Source organism: Candidatus Binataceae bacterium, assembly GCA_035650475.1.
Taxonomy (GTDB): Bacteria; Desulfobacterota; Binatia; order Binatales; family Binataceae; genus JAKAVN01.
This window is the reverse complement of record DASRHP010000008.1, coordinates 231,306-249,858: the sequence shown is the minus strand read 5'-3', so window position 1 is coordinate 249,858 and position 18,553 is coordinate 231,306. Positions and strand designations below refer to the sequence as shown.

Here is an 18,553-nt window from a genome sequence, read left to right as displayed (position 1 = left end):
TCGCCATCGCCATCGCCATCGCCATCGCCATCGCCGTCTCCTACGGCGGTCCCGGTTTCGTCCGGCGTGACGGCGCCGGTTCATACGTTGTCGAAGTTCGACGCGATGAATCTCTACTCGGGCGGCGGCTTCGTCCCGCCCGACACCACCGTGGCCGCCGGGACAGTCGGCACCGGCACGTCGGCAACTACGATGCTAATGGAAGCCGTGAACTCGATGGGCACAATGTACGACACCTCGGGTTCGGCCGGAGTCAATCTCGCCACAACCTCCTGCACGAAGAACTCTTCCGATAGCGTCAGCGACCCGCGGGTGCTTTTCGACGTCGCCTCCGGCCGATGGTTCATCTCGACCACCACCTTCGCGCCAATCGGCGACGCCAGTTGGAACCTGCTGGTTTCGGCGAGCAACGACCCTTCAGGGAACTGGTTTTGTCTCGTAATTCCGACCTCCGGCATCATCAATCCCGATCATACGACCGGCAATTTCCCCGATTTTCCGAAGATGGGAATGAGCAGCGACAAGGTGATCTTGACCGGCGATGGATATTCGCAAATCGGCACTAACAGCTACAAGTTCCAAGGGAGCGAGTTCATCGTGCTCGACAAGAACGCGCTCGTAAGCGGAGCATCTCAGGTCGCCGGCACGCTGTTTCCGCCTAACCAGGGCGACGTGGCAATCGAACCCGCCCAGCAAATCAATTCGACCACCAACACCCTGTACATGGCCGCCGTGAATTCCGGCCTCGCCTCAACCTCAACCCTCGATGTATGGACGGTGACCGGCAGTCCGGCCACCGGTTCTGTCCAGGCGCAGGTTACTGCGCTGCCGATCGGCCCGCTCTCGATTCCGCCCAATGCACAACAAGCCGGAACGAGCGTGCTGCTCGACACCAACGACGATAGCCTGCTCGACGCCGTTTACCGCCAGGGCTCCGGGTCGCTGTGGGTTTCTGCCAACGATGCCTGCAAGCCGCCCGGCGACAGCACCGTTCGCTCGTGCCTGAGGTTCATTGAGATATCGATTGGTTCGACGATCAGCGTGGCGCAGGATTTCGACTACGGCGACCCCGGCAACTATTACTATTTCCCGGCGGTTCGCACCGACGGCGCGGGCGATCTGTTCGTGGCCTTCAGCTGCTCGTCGGCGAGCATGTATGCGTCGGCGTGCGGCGCGATGCAGAAGGCCGGAATCGCAAACCAGCTGACCAATCTCTCCGTCACTCGCGCCGGCGATTCAACGTACACGCTTTCGCCGCCGCGATGGGGCGACTATTCGGGCGCCAGCGCTGATCCCAGCGACGGCAGCGTATGGCTGGGCGCCGAATACGCAACTGGGCTAATCCCCGGCTTTGAATATTGGGGAACCGCGATCACTCAAGTCTCGCCATAGGGCATCAGAAAATCGGTGGCGCCGCGCCTTCCCCGGGCGCCGACGGAACCTGCTCCCAGTCGTCGCCCTGCGCGACCGTTTCCGGCGCCGCCGCCACAATCATCGCCAACACGTATCCGCCAGGTTTGCCGCCGCGTGTTTTCCCGTTGCGGGCGACGCTAGCGCGCCCGACGGCGTCGGGCAATCGCCATCCGCTCGACGCCGTCACGTCGATTGACAGGCTGCGCGCTTCGCACTTAAGTTAGCCGCGCCAGCTATCCGCCCTGTGGAGGAAACGCCGATGAAGGCAGCCGTACTGTACGAACCGGGCAAGCCGCTCGTCATCGAGGACCTCAAGCTCGCGCCACCCAAGGCCGGCGAAGTGCGCGTGAAGGTCGCCGCCAACGGCGCCTGCCACAGCGACCTGCACGTGATGACCGGCGACATGCGGATGCCGCTGCCGATCGTGCTCGGCCACGAGGGCGCCGGAATCGTCGCCGAAGTCGGACCTGGCGTGCGCTCGGTCAAGGAGGGCGACCACGTCGTGCTCTCGTTCTCGCCTGTGTGCGGGCATTGCTACTACTGCACGCAGGGGATGCCGCATCTGTGCGAGACGCGGCCCAAGGGGCTGGGCACGATGATGGACGGCACCACCCGGCTGAGCAAAAACGGCACGCAGATCTTTCATTTCTCCTACTCGGCGACGTTCGCCGAGGAGGCGATCGTGGACGAGAGCTGCGCGATCAAGATCCGCGACGACGTGCCGCTCGACCGCGCATGCTTCGTGGGCTGCGGCACGATGACCGGCATCGGCGCGGCGATCAACACCGCCAAGGTCCAGCCCGGCTCGAAGGTGGCGGTGATCGGATGCGGCGGTGTGGGGCTCAACGTCGTGCAGGGGGCGGCGCTGGCCGGCGCCAAGCAGATCATCGCGATCGACCTGCTTCAGAACAAGCTCGACTTCGCCCGGGTCTTCGGCGCCACGCATTTCGTCAATCCGTCCAAGGACGACCCATTCAAGGCGGTGATGGACCTGACCGGCGGGCGCGGCGTCGATTACGCCTTCGAGGTGATCAGCACGGCCAAGACGATCGAGCTCGCCTTCAAGATGACGGCACGCCACGGCACCTGCACGATCGTCGGCGTCTCGCCCGAGAGCGCGCGGATCACGCTCAACCCCAACGTCTTCACCATGATGGAGAAGCGGCTGATCGGCTCGTTTTACGGCTCGACCCGTCCGCGGATCGACATGCCGATGCTGATCGACCTGTACATGGAAAAGAAGATCAAGATCGACGAGCTGGTCTCGCGCACCTTTCCGCTCGAGGGCGTCAACGAGGCCTACGACCTGCTGCGCCAGGGCGAGGTCGCGCGCAGCGTGATCAAGTTCTAAGCCCGACAGACAAACGACGGCCCGCTTTGAGCCGTCGCCCGAGGCCGTAAGCCCGGTGTTAATGCTGGAAAGCGCCGGAGTTTCGCCGTCTTCTTGCCCGCGCCCACCGGGCTTTGTATATTCGGGCCTAACCAATCGGACAGGCTAGGCGGAGACGACCTGCGCATGGACGTGATGAAGACCCTTTTCCTCAACCCGCCCTCCTACGAGGACTTCGACGGCGGCGCGGGCTCGCGCTACCAGGCGACCCGCGAGGTCTGGTCCTTCTGGTATCCGACCTGGCTCGCCTATCCGGCAGGGATGATTCCCGGGGCGCGCCTGCTCGACGCACCGCCCCACGGCTACAACGTCGAGCGCACGGTAGCCGAAGCGAAGAACTACGACCTCGTGGTGGTTCATACCTCGACGCCGTCGCTGCGGATGGACGCGCGGACGGCCGAGGCGATCAAATCGGCCAACCCCGACTGCATCATCGCCTTCGTCGGCGGCCATCCCACCGCGGCACCGGAGGAGACACTGAAAATCTCCGAAGCGATCGACATCGCCGGACGGCGCGAGTTCGACCACTCGATGGTCGAAGTCGCGCAGGGTTGGGAGTGGAGCAGGATCAACGGAATCAGCTACCGCAAGGACGGCCGCATCTATCACAACCCCGACCGCGCGCAGCTCACCAACGAAGAGCTCGACAAGCTGCCGTTCGTAACCGAAGTGTATGAGCGCAACCTCGACTATCTGCGCTACAACAGCCCCTACTGCCAGTACCCGTACGTCTCGCTGTACACCGGGCGCGGATGCCCGGCGCGCTGCACCTTCTGCCTGTGGCCGCAGGTCACCCAGGGCCATCGCTACCGCGTGCGCAGCCCTGAAAACGTGTACGAAGAAGTCGCTGCGATGAAGAGCAAGTTCCCCAGGATGAAGGAACTGTTCTTCGACGACGACACATTTACGGCCGACCCCGGCCGCGCGCGCAGGATCGCGCAACTCATCAAGCCCCTGGGCATCACCTGGTCAACCAACTCGCGCGCCAACGTCGACTACGAAACCCTCAAGGTGCTCAAGGACAGCGGGCTGCGGCTGTTCGTTGTCGGCTACGAAAGCGGCAACGCCGAGATCCTCAAGAACATCAAGAAGGGCGTGCGTTTGGATCGCGCGCGCCGCTTCACCCGCGATTGCCACGAGCTCGGCATCCTGATCCACGGCACCTTCATCCTGGGCCTTCCCGGTGAGACTCGTGAGACGATCGCGGAGACGATGCGCTTTGCGCGCGAGATGGACTGCGAGACGATTCAGGTTTCGCTCGCCTCGCCCTATCCGGGAACCGAACTGTACGACTACGTCGTCAAGAACGGCTACCTCGCGGTCAATCCGCTGCTCGACGAGTCGGGCTATCAGAAGTGCACAATCACCTATCCGGGCCTGAGCAACGAGGAGATCTACGAAGCGGTGGAGCGCTTCTACCGCAGCTTCTATTTTCGTCCGCGCTATATCTTCAAGGCCGTGCGCAAGATGGCGACCTCGACCGAGGAGTGCAAGCGGCTGCTCAAGGAGGGTGTGCAATTCCTCTCCACGATGCGCCAGCGGCGCGCCACCGCCGCCGCGGCGCGCCCCCAGCAAGCTTCGGCCTGACTCCGGCGCGCCTGCGCCGTGCGGCGCCGTCCGCGCGCGGCGCAGAGGCGCCGCGTTCCGGCGTGCCTGCCGTCCATCCGATTTCGCCGTGAGCAGCGCCCTGCTCGTCCTCGCTGAGCTCGGCAGCGCAGCCTCGCTGCTCTACTATGCGGCGGCGGGCGTGGCAGCAGCGCGCTTCGCGCGCCACGCCGCCACACCCGCTCCTGCGCTGCCCAAGCCGCCGCCGCGCATCGCCGTGCTCAAGCCGCTCAGCGGGCTGAGCCCCAGACTGCTCGACAATCTCGCCAGCTACCTCGAAGACGGTTATCCGCGCGCCGACTTCTTCTTCGCCGTCGCCGGCTACGAGGACCGCGCCGTCGAGGCCCCGATCGCTTTGCGCACCCAGTACCCATACGCGAGCATCACGCTCGTCGTCGGCGACGAGCCCGGCGTGCCGAACCGCAAGATCGCCAAGGTGATCCGGATGGCCGAGCGCGCCGAGCGCGCCGAGGCCTTCGTACTGAGCGATGCCGACATCGCGGTCGAACGCGGCCATCTAAGCCGCATCATCGGCGAGTTGTTCGCCGACGAGCGTACCGGGCTGGTGACCTGCGTGTACCGTGCACGCTCGGCCGGCTCTTTCGCCTCGCGCTTGGGCGCGCTGTTCATCAACACCGACTTCGCCCCGATGGTGATGCTGTCGTCGGCGATTGAACCGATGCGCTATGCGCTCGGCGCGACGATCGCCGTGCGCCGCGCCGCGCTGGAAGCCGCCGGCGGCGTCCGTCCCCTGGGCGACAAACTCGCCGACGACTACGAACTCGGGCGCGCGGTCACCGACCACGGCTGGAAAGCCAGGCTTTCGAGTTCGATCGTGACCTCCGTCTCTGCGGAAGCCGGCTTCGCCGACTTCTGGCGGCACAAGCTGCGCTGGGCGCGCACCTACCGGATCGTACGACCGGAGAGTCTGCTCACGATCTTCATCAACGGCCCGTTGTGGGCGACCGTACTGCTCGCGGCGACGCGCGCCAGCACGTTCGGACTAGCCGCGTTTGCCGTCGTGCTTGCGGCACGGATCGTGATGGCGGCGCTGATCACTGCAAAGGTGCTCCGGCTCCCCGAACTCGCGCGCGACGCATGGATAACGCCGCTCAAGGATCTAATCATGGCGGCGATATGGGCTGTGAGCATCGCCGGCAACACGGTGGAATGGGGCGGGCGACGCTTCAGGGTCGCGCGCGACGGCGTGATGCGCGAGGTCGCCGATGGCTAGCGGTCGCCAACTCGCCCTGTGCCTTGGACTGGGCCTGTTCGCCAGCACGTTGTTGGCGCTGGGCCTGCTGATGATGAAGAGCCGGGCGGAGGCGCTGCCGATCGCGCGCGGGCGCAACGCAACACGGGCGGTGCTGGTGTGGCTGCGGGATCCGGTATGGACCGGCGGGCTGGTGATCCAAACCGCGGGCTATGCGCTATACGTCTTGGCGCTCGCGGGCGCGCCGGTTTCGCTGATGGCGGTGGCGATGCAGGGCGGTATCGCGCTGTTCGTGCTCCTGGCGGTACTCTTCCTCGGCGAGCGCGCGCAGTTTCGGGAATGGCTCGGGATCGGCGCCTTCCTCGTGGCGGCGTCGATGCTGGCGGTCTCGCTGGGGGCCGGCGCGGCTGAAGGCGCGCTGCATCCTGACGCGCTCGCCACAGCCTCGGTGATCGCTGTGGCGCTGGCGATCGCGCCGATCGGCGCCACACGGCTGCGCGAAAGCGGCACCGGCTTCGCGATCGCGTCGGGGCTGGCATTCGGGATGGGCAGTCTTTACACCAAGGCGCTGGCCGACACGCTGGCGGGCGTGCAGGGCGCCGCCGCAGTGGCCCACGCGCTGGCCTTGAGTCCCTGGACCTGGCTGATCGTCACCGCTAACGTGGCGGGGTTGATCGTGTTGCAGAACGCGTTCGCGCTTGGGCGAGGAATTATCGCAATGCCAATTTCGTCGGCGTTCTCCAACCTGATTCCGATAGTCGGGGGGATCGCCGCTTTCGGCGAGCGGCTGCCGAGCGATTCGTTGGGCGCCGCGATGCGCGTCGGGGCCTTCGCCCTCACGCTCATCGCCGGGGTGGCGCTCGCCGCCGGCGACCTCGACGCGAAGGCGCGCTAGAGCTTCTCGCCGCCGGCCGTGCGCATGAAGCCGCGCACGCCCATCCCGCCGTCGCAGTTGATGACCGCACCGGTGGTCGTGCCTGAATTCCCCGCCGACGCGAGCAGCACGTAAGCGCCGGTATAGTCCGCCGCCGCGGGCACGCGCCCGAGCGGCATCGCGCGGCGCACGAACTCCTCCAGCGGCAGCGAGGCGATCGATCGCTCGCCCATCCCAAGCGCCTGCGGCCCGCGCAGATCGGTGGGAATCGGACCCGGGGCGACTCCGTTTACGCGGACCTTTGGCGCAAGCTCGTAGGCGAGCTGACGCACCAGTCCGACCACTGCGTGCTTGGAGGCCGTGTACAGCGGCCCGCCGCCGTCGGGATAAAAGCCGGCATTGGAGACGGTGAAGATGATATTGCCGCGGCTGCGCGCCAGCGCCGTCATCGCCGCGCGCGCCCCGAACAGGCATCCCTTGACGTTGACGCCGAAGACCTCGTCGAAGGCCGCGCCCAGCTTGGCGCCATCGGCGGGGAGCGCCGCAAGCGAGGTCGAAAAGTCCCAAATGCCGGCGTTGCCGACGAAACAATCGAGCTTGCCCCATTCGCGCGCGGTGACCGCTACTGCGCGATGGTTGTCCTCGAAGTTGGTGACGTCGCCTTCGAAGGTCAGCAGGCGGTCGCGTTGCCCGCGCAAATCCTCCTGAAGCCGCTCGATCGCATCATGGGCGCGGTCCAGGATCGCAACTCGCGCGCCCTCCGCAAGGAAGCGCTCGACGATCGCGCGGCCCAGCCCCGAGGCTCCACCGGTCACCAGCGCGACCTGCCCTTCCAGCCATCCCATCGCGTCTCTCACCTCCCCTCGGGCCTCCGCGCGCCGCCTAGGCGATCGCTTTTGCGGCGCGCAGACGGGAGATCTCACTCTCGGAGTAGCCGGCCGAACGCAGCACGGCGTCGGTATGCTCGCCCAGCCGCGGCGGCATCGAGCGCAGCACCGCCTTCTCGCCGTTGACGTTGACCGCGACGTCGACGATTCCGAAGCCGGGCACACGGAAACCGTCGATATGCTTGATCATCCCGGTCGCCGCGACCTGCGAGTCGTCGTGCACCTGGTCCAACCGATTAATCGGGCTGCACGGCACGCCCACCTCGCGCAGCGCCGCGACCCACGCCGCGGTCGGGCGCGTGCGCGTCCGCTCTTCGAGCAGCGCGTGCAGCTCGCCGCGATGGGCGACGCGCGCCGCGTTGGTTGCAAAGCGCGGGTCACCGAGCGTGTGCTGGACGCCAAGCAACTCGCTCAGCCGCGCGTAGAGCCGATCGTTGCCGGCCGCGACCATGATCCATCCGTCAGCGGTCGCAAACGCCTCGTAGGGCGCCGCGGCGGGCGATGCCGAGCCGGTGCGCTCGGGCACTTCGCCGGTGGCCATGTAGTTGCTCATGTGCAGCGTGGTCCACGCGACGCCGGTTTCGAGCAGGCTCACGCCGACCTTGGCGCCGCGGCCGGTTTTGCCGCGCTCGATGATCGCCGCAAGGATGCCGGTGAACAGCCACAGGCCCGAGCCCATATCGACGATCGGCACGACCACGCGCGCCGGCGGGGCGCCCGGATGGCCGGTGACGCTGATGATCCCGGAGTGCGCCTGGCCCAGCGGGTCGTAGCCCGGCAAGTTGCGCAGCGGACCGCTCTCGCCGAAGCCGCTGATCGCGGCGTAGATGAGCCGCGGATTGGCCGCGCGCAGGTCGTCGCAGCCCAGGCCGCGCGACTCGGCGCTGCCCGGCTTCAGCGAGTGCACGAAGACGTCAGCGTCTTTGGCCAGCCGGCGCAGGATCGCGGCGCCCTCGGGATGGTCGAAGTCGATGCAGACGCTCTGCTTGTTGCGGTTGTAGGCGAGGTAGGCGGCCGAGTCGCCCGCCTCCGCCTCGCCGCCGCGCCATGCGGGGGCATAGCGGCGCACGTCGTCGCCGACCAGCGGGCGCTCGATCTTGATAACGGTGGCGCCAAAGTCGCCGAGCAGTTGCGTGCAATAGGGGCCGGCGACGTTCTGGGTGAGGTCAACGACGACGGTTCCGTCAAGCGTATGGGGCATCCCGCACCACAATCGGCGGCCGCCTCGGTCGCCGACGCCACAGGCGCCGACGCCCGCCCGGCCTAGCCAATCTCCTTAAGGCATTTCTTGATAGCGTCGAGGTTGGGAATCTGGCGCGCGTCTTCGAGCACCTCGCTGTAGCGAATCGTGCCGTCGGGGCCGATCACGTACGCTGAGCGCTTGCTCACGCCCTTGAAGCCCAACAGCTCCTCGTACAGCGAGTCGTACGCGCGCGAGACGTCGCGGTTGTAGTCGCTCAGCAGCGGGAACTGGTAGTTCTGCTCGCGCGCCCAGGCGTCGAGCGCAAATGGGCTGTCGGTTGAAATCCCGAATACCTTGCATCCGAGCTGTTCGTACTCATTCAGCGTGTCACGCACGCTGCAAAGCTCCTTCGTTCAGGTGCCGGTGAATGCCAGCGGCACGAACAGCAGCAACACCTTGCTGCCGCGCAGCTCGGAGAGCTTTACATCCTTCATCTTGTTCGACTTCAGCGTGAAGTCAGGCGCGGGCTTTCCCACTTGCAGAGCCATCTGGTGTTCTCCTTGTTCGGGTTCTCCCGTTGGTTCCGTGCTAAAAGCGCGCCTTCGGCACCGGCAGTCCGGGAACGTCCGACCGCATCCTGAAGATCGTCCCCTTGCACGCGGCGTCCTCGGTGTTGTCGGCGGTTACGACGTACAGGTCCATCATGTCCGCACCGCCGAAGGCCAGGCTCGTCACCATCTGCGCCGGCATCTTAATCCGCCGGTCCAGCGTACCGTCGGCCTTGAAACGCACGACCTCACCGAAGCGCACGACTGCCACCCACACACCGCCCTCGGCATCGACCGCCATCCCGTCGGGCCATCCCTCGGGCAACCGGCCGAAGACGCGGCGATCCTTGAGCCGGCGGTCGGCGGTCACGTCGTAAGCCCATACCGCGCCAGTGGCCGAGTCGCAATGATACAGCAGCTTGCCGTCGGGATTGAATCCCATCCCGTTGGTAATCTGAATTCCCTCCCATAAGAGAGTCACGCGGTTGGGCGGATCGACGCGGAACAGGTTGCCCGGAATCGGTTTGTCGGCGCTGAGCGCATCGAACTCCAGCGAGCCGACATAGATGCTGCCCTGAATGTCAACCGTCAGGTCGTTCAGCCCGCGCAGCGCGCGCCCTTCCCACTCGGTAAACAGGTCGCGGCTGGTGCGCGTCGCCTCCTCCCAGCAGATCAGGCTGCGCCCGCTGCATACGATTCCGCCCGTGGCGTTGAGCGCGATTCCGCCCACCCCGCGCCGGCGCGGGATGAGCGTCTCGACCGTGCCGTCGGGACTGCGCCGATAGACGCCGCCGTTGGGCACGTCGCTGAAGTGGAGGCGGTTGCGCTCGTCAACGCGAGGTCCTTCGATGAGGCCGTAGCCCCAGGCCAGAGTTTCAAGCTGCATCGTTCGCCGTCCTCCTCTGCCCGTTTAGCATGGCGCAGGGTAGGGCGAGAACTGGCTCGAACGCGCGGAGGAATTCGGGCCGTCTCCGCTGCTCTAGCGTCCGGAGTCGGCGGCCGCCTCTTCCAGGCGCAGCCGGCGATGGCAGAGGTAGATGAGGACCGGCTGAAGGATGCGCGTGAGCAGCAGGATCGCAAGCGCGCCGCCGATCACCACGATCGCCAGCGGGCGCTGGGTCTGCGCGCCAATCCGGGTCGAGAGCGCAGCGGGCAACAGCCCCAGCGCGTCAACCATGTCGGTCATCATCATCGCGCGCAGGCGGCGGTCCGAACCCATCACTATCGCCTGGCGGAAGTGATGGCCCTCGTTCCAGAGCTGGCGGATATAGAAGCTCAGCAGGATGCCGTCCATCACGGCGATGCCGAAGATCGAGATGAAGCCGACCGCGGCCGAGACGCTGAACGGCGTGCCGGTCAGGTACAAGCCGAGGATCCCGCCCAGGCAGGCGACCGGGATCTGGGCCATGATGATCAAGGTGTCGATGAGCGAAGTGGTCGCCGAGTACAGCACGCCCGCGATGAGCAGCAGGGCGAACGGCACGATGATCCGCAGCCGGCGGTTGGCCTGCCGCAGCTCGCCGTACTCGCCCGCCCACTCCAGATGAACGCCCTCGGGCAGCTTCACCTCGCGCGCGACGAGCGTCTGAGCCTCGCGCACCGCGCTTTCGAGGTCGCGCCCGCGCACCGCGAAGCGCAGCGGCACGTAGCGCTCCAACCCCTCGCGATAGATGAACGACGCGCCCTCCTCGGTGCGGATGTCGGCGACCTGGGCGAGCGGGACGTCCGCGCCGGAGGGCGTGGTCACGCGGATGCGGCGGATCGCGTCGAGGCTCTGGCGGTATTGCGGCTTCCAGCGCACGACAAGGTCGAAGCGCCGGTCGCCCTCGAACACCTGGGTCGCGGCTTGGCCGCCGATCGCCGCCTGCACCACGGCCGAGATATCGCCGGCGCTCAGCCCGTAGCGCGCGCAGGCCGCGCGGTCGGGCTTGATCACAAGGTTAGGTTGGCCGAGCGACTGGTACACCGCAAGGTCGGCAATCCCGCGCACCTTGCCCATCACTTCGACCAACTGGTTGGCAATGCGTTCGTCGACCGCAAAGTCGGGGCCGAACACTTTGACCGAGTTGGAGCCTTTGACCCCGGAAAGCGCTTCGTTGACGTTATCCTCGATGTTCTGCGAGTAGTCGAAACTGACGCCGGGGAATTCACGCCGCAGGCGCGCGTCGATCCGCCTGATCAGCTCGGGCTTGGTCAAGCCGGCCGGCCACTCAGAATGCGGCTTGAGATCGACTGACAGTTCGATGTTGAAGAATCCGGTCGTCTCGGTGCCGTTGTCGGGCCGGCCGAGCTGCGAGACCACACCTGCGACCTCAGGCTGCGACATGAAGATGCCGCGCATCCGGTTGGCCAGCCGCGCGCCGCGGTCGAGCGAGATCGTAAGCGGCATCGTGGCGCGCGCCCAGATGTTGCCCTCTTCGAGCTTGGGCAGGAACTCGCCGCCCAGGCGAGGGAAGAGCGCGAAGCCGGCGACGACGATCAGCGCCACCGCCGCCAGCCATGCCCACGGATGGCGCAGCAGACGCTCGAAGAGCCCGTGGTAAAAGCGCGCGATCGCGTTCCACAGGGGGTTGTTGAATTGGCGGAAGCCGCGCTCGAAGGCGAGCGAAGCGAGCACCGGAGTGAGCGTAAGCGACAGCAGTATTGCTACGGCCAGCGCGTACGCGTACGTGCGCGACATCGGCGAGAAGATCGCCCCCTCCACGCCGCGCATCGTGAACAGCGGCAGAAACGCAATCACGAAGATAAGGGTGAAGAAGAAGATCGGGCCCCCGACCTCCTGAGTCGCGCGCAGGGTGCGTCCGTAGCCGCTCTCGCGTGCCGGCGCCTCGCGCGGTGCGAGAAAGTGATGGATGTTCTCGAGCACGATGACGGTCGAATTGATGATGATTCCGAAGTCGATTGCGCCGAGCGAAATCAGGTTTGCCGGCGTATCCTCGACCCGCATCAGGGTGAACGCGCCGAGCAGGGCGAGCGGGATGTTGATCGCGGCGATGAAGGCACTGCGCAGGCTGCCGAGGAAAAACACCAGCACCAGGAATACCAGCGCCATCCCGACGCCCAGGTTCTCCAGCACCGTGTGCAGCGTGGTCTCGACCAGCGAGGTGCGGTCGTAGTACGGCACGACCTTGTAGCCCTTGGGCAGCATGCCGGACCTGTTGAGCTGGTGGACCTTGGCCTCCACCCCGCGCAGGGTTTCCAGCGTATTGCCGTACTTGCGCATCAGGACGATTCCCGACACCACTTCGTTGCGCCGGTTCATCCCGACGATGCCCAGGCGCGGCGCGTAACCGACCGAGACGTCGGCCACGTTGCCCACGGTAATCGGGGTCGCCTTGTTCGCCGCCAGCACCACGTTGCGGATGTCGGCAAGCGACTCCAGAAAACCAAGTCCGCGGACGTCGAAGGACTGTTCGCCGACGTCAAGATAGTTGCCGCCCGAGCTGATGTTGGAGTTGGCGAGCGCGGTTACCAGGGTCGAGAGCGGGACGCGATAATAGGCGAGCTTCTGCGGATCGACATCCACGTGGTACTGCTTGGTGAGCCCGCCAAACGTGCTGTCGCCGATCACGCCGGGGACGGTGGTGAGCTGGCGCGCGACGACCCAGTCGTTGATGGTCTTTTCGTTGAGCAGGTCGTGGTCGGGGCTCTCGACCGTGTAGCGGTAGATCTCGCCGATCGGGTTTTCGGGCGAGATGCCGGCAGTGATTCCGGCCGGCAGGCTGACAAAGGAGAGCCGATTGATGGTCTGGACGCGGTCCCAGTAATAGTTGCTCTCCCACGTGAAGTAACAGCGGATATCGGAAAGCCCGAACAGCGAGATCGAACGCATCGCGGCCAGGTTGCGCATCCCGCTCAGCCCGTACTCCAGCGGCACCGTCACCAACCGCTCGACCTCTTCGGCACTGAAACCGTTGGGCAGCGTCAGCACCTCGACCATCGGCTGCACCGGGTCGGGATAGGCCTCGACGTCAAGCTCGGAGAAGGCGTAAAGCCCGGCCAGCAGCAGGACCAGCGCGAGTCCGACGACGACCACGCGTTGCGAGAGTGCGAGCGCTATCAGCCGGCCGATCATCGCCGCCGCTCAGCCCTGCCCGTGCGCCTGATGCCATAGCTCGTTGACCTGCAGCGAGCCGCCGACGACCAGGGTCTCGCCCGGGCTGAGCCCGGAGATCACGCGCGCGTAACCGCGCTCGTTCCACGACGCGAGCGCCACCCTTCTCCGCGCGATCGCGTTCGGTGCCACCCGCACGTAAGCGTAATAGGCGTTGGTATCGAACACCAGCGCCTCCTGCGGAACGACCAACGCACGCCCGGGCTGGGTGACAATTCGCACCCGCGCCAGCATCCGCGGCTTGAGCTTGAGTCCGGGGTTCTGCACCGTGCAACGGATCTGCGCGGTGTGAGTGTCGGGATTGATCGCGGGACTGATGCGCGAAATCACGCCTTTGAACGTGTCGTCGGGATAGGCGGTGGTGACTGCCTCGAGTTGCTGGCCAACCCGGACGCGGGCGAGGTCGTCTTCGTAGATATCGGCGGTGATCCAGACGTCGTTGAGCGTGCCGAGCGTGTAAAGCACGTCGCCCGGCGCAACCGCGGCGCCGCGCACGGCCCTGTTTTCGATCACGGTTCCGCCGATTGGCGCGCGCATCCACACCGTCGGACTGGGCGCGCTAAGCGCGCGCACGTCCGCCGCCTCCATCCCGAGCAGTTCCAGCTTGCGCTCGGCCGCCTCGACCATCGACGCAGCCAATCCACTGTCAGCGCCCAGCGCCGGCGAGCCGCTCAGGCGCGCGGTCTGTTTCGCCTGTAGATACTCGGCCTCGGCGGTCATGAAGTCGGGGCTGTAGAGCGCGACGATCGGCTCGCCGCGGCGCACGTTATCCCATTGCGACACGCGCACCACTTCGATTCGGCCGGCAACCCGCGACACAATACTCGCGACGCGCCGGTCGTCGAAACTCACCTGGCCGTTGGCCTCGAGCACGGCCGGCAATTCGACCATCCGCACTTCGCCGAGGGCTGCGCCGGGCAGCCGGGTGGGATCGATTTCGAGTAACTCCTCGCCGCCATGCTGGCGCAGAATTCGCGGAATCGGCGGCGGCGGGGCCTCGACCGCGGCGCGCGTCGGCCGCGAATTGTCGCATCCCCAACAGGTCGCGAGCGCGAGCGTTGCGAACGCCACGACAATGGTGCGGCGAAGCTTCATCTATTCGCCCAGCGGCTGCCCCACCGCCTGCTCGAGCGCGATGCGGCCGGCAACGAATTGGTTGGCGGCCTGAAGGTAGTTTACGCGAGCCTCGTAGTTGCGCCGCAGCGCTCCGGACAGCGCCACGAAATTGATCTTGCCCGCCGAGTAGGCTACCAGCGCAACCTTGAAGTCCTGCTGCGCCAGCGGTCCCAGGGTGTCGCGGTAAAGCACGGCGGTGTCGTAGGCGAGCTGCGCCCCGCGGTAGAGTGTGGTGACCGCGGCCGCGGTCTGGCTGCGAATCGAACCGAGATCGTCGCGCGCCGCCGCGAGGTCGGATTCGGCGCGCCGCACGTCCTCCTTCTGTTTGAGCCAGAAGAAGACCGGCAGGTTGAAACCGAACGCCCATCCGTGATCCTGCAACGAATTGAGGGTGGGGCCCGCGCTGGGAATCAGATAGTTGTTGAAGGTGTAGCTGACCGTGTAGTCCGGCGCGTATTCCAGACGCGCGAGCTTGAGCGCGGTCTCGCGGCTGCGCGTGGCGAGCGCCGCCTGGAGAATCTCCTGGCGCTGCGCGTCCGCGCGGCTCACCAGCGCGTCGAGCGGGATGTCCAGGCGCTTGAAGCTCAGCCGCTCGTCGAGCGCGAGCGGCTCGCCGGGCGGGCGGTTGAGCAGCTGGTTGAGCATCGTGCGGTCATTGTCCTGTGCGACTCGAAGCTGGCGCTGTTGCTGACGCGCCGCCGCCAGGTCGAACTCGGCCGAGATAAAGTCAGTCTGGGTGGCCTGGTTGGCGGCATACGCTATCTGCGTCACCTTGAGCACCTGCTCGAGGTTACCGATATTCTCCGCGTTCACGGCGGAGAGTGCAGAGTCTAGCAACACCTGGTAATAGCGGGTTTCGACCGCCGCGCGGACGTCGCGCGCCGTAGCCTCGTATTGCAGGCGCGCGCTCCGCGCCGCCGCTTTGGCGTTGTCCGCCTGGAGCAGCGCCTTGCCCGGGAACTGAAAGGAGTCGCTTACGGTGAGGCCGTGCGCTGCGGCATGGTCGAAGCCGTTGGTGGGACTGTCGACGTTGGCGTAGGTGAAGGTCGGATCGTTGGGGGCGAAGTTCTGCTCGATGGAATGTTCCGCCGAGATCCATCGCGCCCGCGCCGCACGCACCTGCGGATTAACCTCAAGCGCGACCTGTACGAGCTGGGCAGCGTCGAGCCGCTGAGCGGCCGGCGGCGCGCCGTGCGCCGCGGGCGCCAGAAGACCCAGTATCGCCGCGCCCATCAGCGCAGCCGTCGTCCTGTTCGCCTGAATCCGCATCTGCCCGGCTCCCTTCGCCTGGCCGGTCGCTGTTCTGAAAGACGCGCCGCGCGCGACGATTGCGCCAGATCCTTCGCAAGCGCCGTTCACGGAGAACGGCCGTGTGGATTCAATTAAACCGGGCCAGGCGCGCGTACGGAAGAAGGGACCGTGCGGCGCATGCGGCAGCCACGTGGCCTCAACCGGAGCTTAACCGTGCGAGCGAGCGCGCTGCGGGGTTCACCTCTGGCGCCAAGCGCAGAGCGCCTGCCCGCGACACGGGCTGGCGCTCTGCGTTTTCACAACCGTCGATCCGGCGGCTGGACCGTTCCAGGCGCCGGATTACTTATTTCGATGCCGTCTTCTGGCTCTTGGCGGCCTCCGCCTCGAGCTGGCGCACGTACATCACGACGTCCCAGCGCTCGTCGGAGTTCATCGCGTCTGCGTACGACGGCATGTGGATACCTCCGTCGCGGATGTAGCCGTAGATGTAACCGTCGGGCAGGTTCTTGGCCACGCCGGTGACCAGGTTCTTGGGTTCGAAGCCGTGGGCGCGCAGCAGATGCGCGACCGGACCGTTGCCATCGCCATTCTCGCCATGGCACGGCGCACAGGTGTTGTTAAACAGCTCCTTGCCGTGGGCGAGATTCTCGGCGGTTGGCTTGAGCGGGTTGTGCATTTTCAGCGTCATCTCTTCGAGCGACATCGGACGCATCCCGTTGACCGGCAGGGTTCCCTGCGGCATCGAGCGCGGCGCCGCCTCCAGCGGCTGGATCGCCGGCCCGCGGAACATATCGATGCTCCACGGGAAGGACCACGCAACCCCGCTCCCGGCGCCGACGAATACGGCCATCGCCGCCGCTATCACGGCCATCCTGCGATTCGAAACCCGCGCGGCCCGGCCAACGGCGCGGGCGGCGCGGATGCACTTGCTCGGCACGATCACGCTTCGGCTCCTTTTCGGCACGGCACAATAGCCCAAGGCTCGTGGCGCAGCAACGGCTCGCGCACGCGAAATGGCTAGTGGCTGGCTCGCGACCTGATTCCCCCGCCGCGCCTACTTCTCGACGACGATCTCGCCCTTCATCCCGTCCTTCTCGTGCGGCAGGCAGACGTACTTGTAGGTGCCAGGAACGGTGAAGGTGTAGCTGTACTTGGCGCCCGGCGCCATGAAACCCGAGTCGAAGGGCTTGGCGCCCGGGGGCAGCACGACGTCGCCCTTGTCCTGCGCGTTGGCGGGGTCGGCGTCAACCGAATGGAGCGACTGGGCGCTATTCACCCACTCCACCTTGTCGCCCACCTTGATCGTGACCTTTGCGGGAACGAAGGCCGCCGGCGAGTCGGTCATCTTAACCTCGACTTCCTTGGCCGAGGCGCCCGAAGGAACGACAGCGGCGAGCAAGAGGAGCGCCACAAGCGCGACGCCCGCGCGGTAGAGAACGGTGCTGAAGGTAGTGCTCTGATGCATGGTCGGTCGATCTTAACGCGGCGGACCCTAGCCGCCCGCGCCTCCTATTTCCCGATGGCTACCGGGGTTGGGCCTAATATCGCGAATTCCCGGACTTTAGTCCAGCTAACGTAAATCTAACGCCTTCCCGACCCGCCGCCAAGCCGCGCCCGCCCCCCGGCTACTTGGCTTCGGCGAGCTCGCCGATCCGCCCAGGAGCGGGCGCCACGCACAGAAAGGCGGCCACTGCGCCCACAATTCCTATCAGGGCGCAGACTTCAAATGCGGAGGCGTAGCTGCCAGCGCCGAGGTCGGCAAGGTGCCCGACGATCGGAGGACCGGTGGCCGCCCCCAGCGTAAACGGGATGCCGAGCAGGCCTGCGATTGACCCGTAGCGCTTAAGCCCCAGCGTCTCGACCTGAACCATCGGCCCCAGCGCGATCGGCGCCGCGCCGGTGATCCCGGAAACCAGCGTAAAGATCGCCAGCGCCCAGTATTCCTTCGCCATCAGCAGCAGGACCGTGTTCACGGCGCCAATGAGGAGCGCCAGGCCGAGTGCGTTCCTGCCGCCGATACGATCCCCCAACGCGCCCAGACCCGGCTTGCCGATCAGCGCAAGCCCCAGCGACACGCTCACCACCAGCGTTCCGATCGCCTGGGTGTAACCGACGTTGAGCAGGTACTGGACGAGGTGGATGAAGACGCCGCCGACGGTAAAGGTGTAGCAGAACTGGAGCACCACCAGCATCCAGAACGCGCGCGTGTGAAGAGCCTCGGCAACTTCAAGCCCGGGCAGTGCGCGCGCCGCATCCTCGGCACTGACGGCTGGCGCGGCCGTGGTATAAGCCGCCGCCTGTGGACGCGTGCGCACAAAGATCAAATACAATGGCAGCACCACCACGATCAGCGGAGCCGCGAGCAACACGTAGGCCTCGCGCCATCCGATGGCCACGATGAGATAGCCGGCGAGCGCGGTGATCACCATCCCGCCTGCCTCCATCCCGGCCATCGTCAGGCCCAGCGCTGTGCCGCGCCGCTCGCCGAACCAGTTCGAGATAACCATCGAGGCCGGCAGGATCGTCGCCGCGCACATCCCGACTCCCGTTATCACCGAGCCCGCGAGCAGCCCGTTGAGCGAACCCGCCTGCGCCATGACCCCGATTCCCAGCGCCGTCAACACTGCGCCCACCGCCATCACGAATTGCGCCGGCACGCGGTCGAGCAGCCAGCCGATGACGAGTCCGAAGACGCCGGCGGTTATCGCCTGCGCCGCGGGCACCAGTCCCACCTGCTCCTTGGTCAGATGGAAGGTCTTGAGAAACGAAGGGAGGAAAATCGGGAAACAGTTGTAACCGACGCCCCAGATGAAGAAGAGCGAAACGAACAGAGCGACCGCAATCCGCCAGGCCGCGCGGTCCTGATTGGCCATCTCCTGGTCCTCCCCAGGCGCGCTGTGCGCGTCCGCATTGTCGCGCATCGCGCCCGCCCTTGCCTAGGGACTTAGATGAAGCCGGC

General features: G+C 66.2%; 15 protein-coding genes. 5 read left to right on the top strand and 10 right to left on the bottom strand.

From position 1 onward, the window contains the following. The 5 genes from VFB33_06210 to VFB33_06190 form a co-directional block, all read left to right on the top strand. The coding region (locus VFB33_06210) for a hypothetical protein (GenBank protein ID HZO81272.1) at positions 1-1,392 on the top strand (1,392 nt) is incomplete at its 5' end. A 280-nt stretch (positions 1,393-1,672) separates the two neighbouring features. Further along, the gene (locus tag VFB33_06205) at positions 1,673-2,764 is read left to right on the top strand and encodes a Zn-dependent alcohol dehydrogenase (protein HZO81271.1); all 1,092 of its coding nucleotides are present in this window, start codon (positions 1,673-1,675) and stop codon (positions 2,762-2,764) included. A gap of 174 nt (positions 2,765-2,938) precedes the next feature. Beyond that, a complete protein-coding gene (gene hpnJ, locus VFB33_06200) occupies positions 2,939-4,390 on the top strand; it encodes a hopanoid biosynthesis associated radical SAM protein HpnJ (GenBank protein ID HZO81270.1) in 1,452 nt (483 codons plus the stop codon). Between the two features lie 88 nt (positions 4,391-4,478). Then, a complete protein-coding gene (locus VFB33_06195; protein ID HZO81269.1) occupies positions 4,479-5,642 on the top strand; it encodes a glycosyltransferase in 1,164 nt (387 codons plus the stop codon). Then, on the top strand, positions 5,635-6,516 hold the full coding sequence (locus tag VFB33_06190) for a hypothetical protein (GenBank protein ID HZO81268.1): 882 nt from the start codon (positions 5,635-5,637) through the stop codon (positions 6,514-6,516). The genes VFB33_06195 and VFB33_06190 overlap by 8 nt, the downstream gene beginning before the upstream one ends. Here VFB33_06190 and hcaB read toward each other — a convergent pair. The 10 genes from hcaB to VFB33_06140 form a co-directional block, all read right to left on the bottom strand. Continuing rightward, a complete protein-coding gene (gene hcaB, locus VFB33_06185) occupies positions 6,513-7,352 on the bottom strand; it encodes a 3-(cis-5,6-dihydroxycyclohexa-1,3-dien-1-yl)propanoate dehydrogenase (GenBank protein ID HZO81267.1) in 840 nt (279 codons plus the stop codon). The two genes, VFB33_06190 and hcaB, sit on opposite strands and share 4 nt — an antisense overlap. Positions 7,353-7,377: 25 nt before the next feature. Further along, a complete protein-coding gene (locus tag VFB33_06180; GenBank protein HZO81266.1) occupies positions 7,378-8,583 on the bottom strand; it encodes a CaiB/BaiF CoA-transferase family protein in 1,206 nt (401 codons plus the stop codon). Positions 8,584-8,645: 62 nt separating this feature from the next. Continuing rightward, a complete protein-coding gene (locus VFB33_06175) occupies positions 8,646-9,113 on the bottom strand; it encodes a redoxin domain-containing protein (GenBank protein HZO81265.1) in 468 nt (155 codons plus the stop codon). Between the two features lie 40 nt (positions 9,114-9,153). Next, entirely contained in the window at positions 9,154-9,999 is an 846-nt protein-coding gene (locus VFB33_06170; GenBank protein HZO81264.1) for an SMP-30/gluconolactonase/LRE family protein, read from the bottom strand. A gap of 93 nt (positions 10,000-10,092) precedes the next feature. Continuing rightward, positions 10,093-13,188, bottom strand: coding sequence for a CusA/CzcA family heavy metal efflux RND transporter (locus VFB33_06165; GenBank protein ID HZO81263.1), 3,096 nt, complete (start codon positions 13,186-13,188; stop codon positions 10,093-10,095). Positions 13,189-13,197: 9 nt separating this feature from the next. After that, positions 13,198-14,322, bottom strand: a complete 1,125-nt coding sequence (locus tag VFB33_06160) for an efflux RND transporter periplasmic adaptor subunit (protein ID HZO81262.1) — start codon at positions 14,320-14,322, stop codon at positions 13,198-13,200. Next, positions 14,323-15,612 (bottom strand): TolC family protein, encoded by a 1,290-nt coding sequence (locus VFB33_06155; protein HZO81261.1) that lies wholly within the window; start codon positions 15,610-15,612, stop codon positions 14,323-14,325. 325 nt (positions 15,613-15,937) lie between these two features. Further along, complete coding sequence (locus VFB33_06150) at positions 15,938-16,465, bottom strand: c-type cytochrome (protein HZO81260.1); 528 nt, start codon at positions 16,463-16,465, stop codon at positions 15,938-15,940. 183 nt (positions 16,466-16,648) lie between these two features. Continuing rightward, entirely contained in the window at positions 16,649-17,059 is a 411-nt protein-coding gene (locus VFB33_06145) for a plastocyanin/azurin family copper-binding protein (GenBank protein ID HZO81259.1), read from the bottom strand. 160 nt (positions 17,060-17,219) lie between these two features. Beyond that, positions 17,220-18,467, bottom strand: coding sequence for an MFS transporter (locus tag VFB33_06140; GenBank protein ID HZO81258.1), 1,248 nt, complete (start codon positions 18,465-18,467; stop codon positions 17,220-17,222). Positions 18,468-18,553: the final 86 nt, after the last annotated feature.

What these genes read in the sequence shown, in the direction of transcription:
- VFB33_06205 (HZO81271.1), top strand. Translation starts at nt 1,673, where the DNA reads ATGAAGGCAGCCGTACTGTACGAACCGGGCAAGCCGCTCGTCATCGAG.
- hpnJ (HZO81270.1), top strand. Translation starts at nt 2,939, where the DNA reads ATGAAGACCCTTTTCCTCAACCCGCCCTCCTACGAGGACTTCGACGGC.
- VFB33_06190 (HZO81268.1), top strand. Translation starts at nt 5,635, where the DNA reads ATGGCTAGCGGTCGCCAACTCGCCCTGTGCCTTGGACTGGGCCTGTTC.
- VFB33_06180 (HZO81266.1), bottom strand. Translation starts at nt 8,583, where the DNA reads ATGCCCCATACGCTTGACGGAACCGTCGTCGTTGACCTCACCCAGAAC.
- VFB33_06170 (HZO81264.1), bottom strand. Translation starts at nt 9,999, where the DNA reads ATGCAGCTTGAAACTCTGGCCTGGGGCTACGGCCTCATCGAAGGACCT.
- VFB33_06165 (HZO81263.1), bottom strand. Translation starts at nt 13,188, where the DNA reads ATGATCGGCCGGCTGATAGCGCTCGCACTCTCGCAACGCGTGGTCGTC.
- VFB33_06160 (HZO81262.1), bottom strand. Translation starts at nt 14,322, where the DNA reads ATGAAGCTTCGCCGCACCATTGTCGTGGCGTTCGCAACGCTCGCGCTC.
- VFB33_06155 (HZO81261.1), bottom strand. Translation starts at nt 15,612, where the DNA reads ATGCGGATTCAGGCGAACAGGACGACGGCTGCGCTGATGGGCGCGGCG.
- VFB33_06150 (HZO81260.1), bottom strand. Translation starts at nt 16,465, where the DNA reads ATGGCCGTGATAGCGGCGGCGATGGCCGTATTCGTCGGCGCCGGGAGC.
- VFB33_06145 (HZO81259.1), bottom strand. Translation starts at nt 17,059, where the DNA reads ATGCATCAGAGCACTACCTTCAGCACCGTTCTCTACCGCGCGGGCGTC.
- VFB33_06140 (HZO81258.1), bottom strand. Translation starts at nt 18,467, where the DNA reads ATGGCCAATCAGGACCGCGCGGCCTGGCGGATTGCGGTCGCTCTGTTC.